The sequence below is a fragment of the Okeania sp. SIO2B9 genome (assembly GCF_010672505.1).
GTDB lineage: Bacteria > Cyanobacteriota > Cyanobacteriia > Cyanobacteriales > Microcoleaceae > Okeania > Okeania hirsuta.
The window spans coordinates 1-2,749 of record NZ_JAAHGK010001054.1; the positions used below are offsets into that span (position 1 = coordinate 1).

Here is a 2,749-nt window from a genome sequence, read left to right on the forward strand (position 1 = left end):
CGACCCGTAAACATACAGGCTCGATGAGGCAACTGGGGCAAATGAAGCGCTCAAAATCTCAAAGTGCGGACTTTGTTGACGGGGACTTAGAAACCCCGTCCGTCTACACGGCGGGGTAGTTCATCATTTATAAAAAAACTCGAAGAAAGGGAATTAAAATACGCGCGGACGAACCCCAAAAAACCGTTTGCCTAGCATTCCGTAGGAAAAAGTAGTAGTTAAAGAAAATTCAATTGAAGAAAAAAAATCAGAATAGCGGTCATTACTTACTGCAATAGGGAGGCGAGAAGATGCAGAATTTCCTTTTTTATCCTCTTAATAAGGGGAGGCTTGAGACCTTATTTTTTTGGTCAGCTTATTTACAGAGTCAACTAAAAATATAGATTTTTTATTTCAATTTTTACCTGTAGACAAAGAATAAATTAGGGAGAATCCGGGAATCATGACGATATTTATATATTAACTAGGTAATTATTTTAGAGGTAAAATTAATCTCCAATCCTAGTTAATTACAATTCCTCGGCTTCTCCATTTCACTTATTCTTCTATCTGTGAGCCATTGCCATTGCCATTAGTCTCATCAACTTTCTCATATTCTACTTGAATCAAATGAATATGTTTGTATCCTAGCTTTATTTCAAATTCATCTCCTGGTTTTAATCCCATAGATGCGGTATAAGTTGCTCCTATGACAATTTGGCCATTTCTATGAACGCTAACTCGATAAGTTGGTTCTCTACCACGCCCATCTTTACTACCGTCAGGATCTAAATCAACTCCTTTTGCTGCTAGAACTGCATCATAAAAATCTGTGAGATTAACACGAGTTTCTTCATTTTTTGTAACTGTGTAATATCCACAACGTTTAGCAGTTTCCCTTCGTGGTAAGTGAGCAAATTCTTTTACCTTTTGAAGTAAAATTTTTCCCGTTAATGGAGTTTCTGAATTTTCAACCATAGTTCTTAATAATTCTCCTTCTCTTTATAATATAGTAAATCAATTTTACTGAAAATTGTTAGGGTTATTTAAAATATATCCTGAAAATTATCAATTGTGCAAAAAAAAATTTTACTAAGCCTTAAGGCCACTATATATTTGAGTAGATAATCTAGATTTCTATTTGGCTCAAAAAGTGTTGAACTTAAGCATTCTTGTTACTCTGAAATTCTCTCCTAATTTTCAAGAGTTCCTATTCTATTAGGATTATTTTTGTACAAAATTATTTAATTAGGCAGGATAAAATAAAAATGTTACGGATGTAAAGTAAATTATCTAATCAGTTTGTTTAATTTACCAGCCGGATTTTTTGAAAATGAATCTGTCATTCTAGGTATTTGGATATCTGAAATTTCCTCTACAAAGTTATGGCCTAACTTTGAATAGTGATTTAAAATATTTGCTAAAATTGTATTTATTGGTAAAAATTTTGATAAGTAGCAGTTAGGCTATCGTGTTAATTGGTAGATGTAGTGACTTTACTTATAGAACCCATTGGTATCTTTGTTAATATTAAGTTTTTTTATAAGAGTTTGAAGTAAGAGGGATGTTGGTTAAGCAATACGGGAAAGTTAAATTTGAGGGCTGATTTTTCATCAAAACAGATACTGAAAAGACTTGCTAATGGTAGTTATTATAGATATCATATAATTTACGATTGAATACTTATAAATAAGGGAGTAGAGATTTAGGTAGTGGTGAGAACCCAAGAGATTTGCCGTCTAAACTAGAGGAGCTTTTTCCGGATCGCTATTACAACGCTTTTGCCGATCTTTGAACCACATCGTCATCAGCAAAACCCTGTAAGGGCGTTTCGCTCCGCGACATATAAAGCGGAGCTTTGCGTAGCGCAAATGGCCATTTGCCCCTACTAGACATCTCCAAAAATCAAAAATAAAATCAATTATCACACAGAAATTATCAATTATTTCTCCCTACTGCCTACTGCCTACTCCCTCTTTTGGAGGAGATGTCTACTGTGGTCTAGTGAAATGAAAACCGCTGTAAACGGAAATGATACCAAATGGTTTCTATGAAAATAAATACTCATATCAAATCTGGTTAAACAGTTATTGTAGGTAACAAAAATTCGTGAGTATATCTCGCGAATTACTATGGTTTTCTTGCAGGGATTTCAAATAGTTATCTAAGGATATTGGTTGTAATTTTTGATGATTAATACTATGTCCGGATGATTAAGTATAATAGAGTTGTCGCTAAATAAAGAGAAAAAATCACTCTAACCTAGACAGAGCAATAATTCTAAGCATTTTTGCTTTCCAAGAGCTACAATCTTTACAGAACAAGGTTTTTGGGATTTTTTAAAATTATAAAGCGACAAGTCTAATACAAATTTTCTCCTCTAAATGTTGAAGAAATATCTCACATTTCCGCCACTTTCATTGTTCCCTCCTGAATTTACACCTACCACTGCGCCACCTAAGAATTTTATGATCTCGCTACCCGAGCGGACATGATGTAAATTCGTCTTTTTATAGAGTCAGGATTTACGCATGAGTTAGGAAAAACTAGGATTTGAGATTGCTTTCCGTTCCGGACTGCTACGCAAACCCTGTCGGTCGCAATGATGAGAATATTTTCTAATATCATGTCCGGTTGAACAGTTATAGCAACAGCCAGGGCGATTAGGACATAAAATAGAGAAAGTATTCTGTCATGCGATCGCTCTTCCTTGCCTCGACCCTATAGTTACGATTTTAGAAAAAAAGTGATAGAGGCCATTGAACTTGAT

1 protein-coding gene is annotated in these 2,749 nt (G+C 34.6%); it reads right to left on the bottom strand.

What is annotated here, in order from left to right:
• Window positions 1-537: 537 nt before the first annotated feature.
• Complete coding sequence (locus F6K13_RS27135; RefSeq protein ID WP_124144955.1) at window positions 538-957, bottom strand: AbrB family transcriptional regulator; 420 nt, start codon at window positions 955-957, stop codon at window positions 538-540.
• Window positions 958-2,749: the final 1,792 nt, after the last annotated feature.

Excerpts from the sequence above, each read along its gene's own strand:
- F6K13_RS27135 (WP_124144955.1), bottom strand. The coding sequence starts at position 957 with ATGGTTGAAAATTCAGAAACTCCATTAACGGGAAAAATTTTACTTCAA.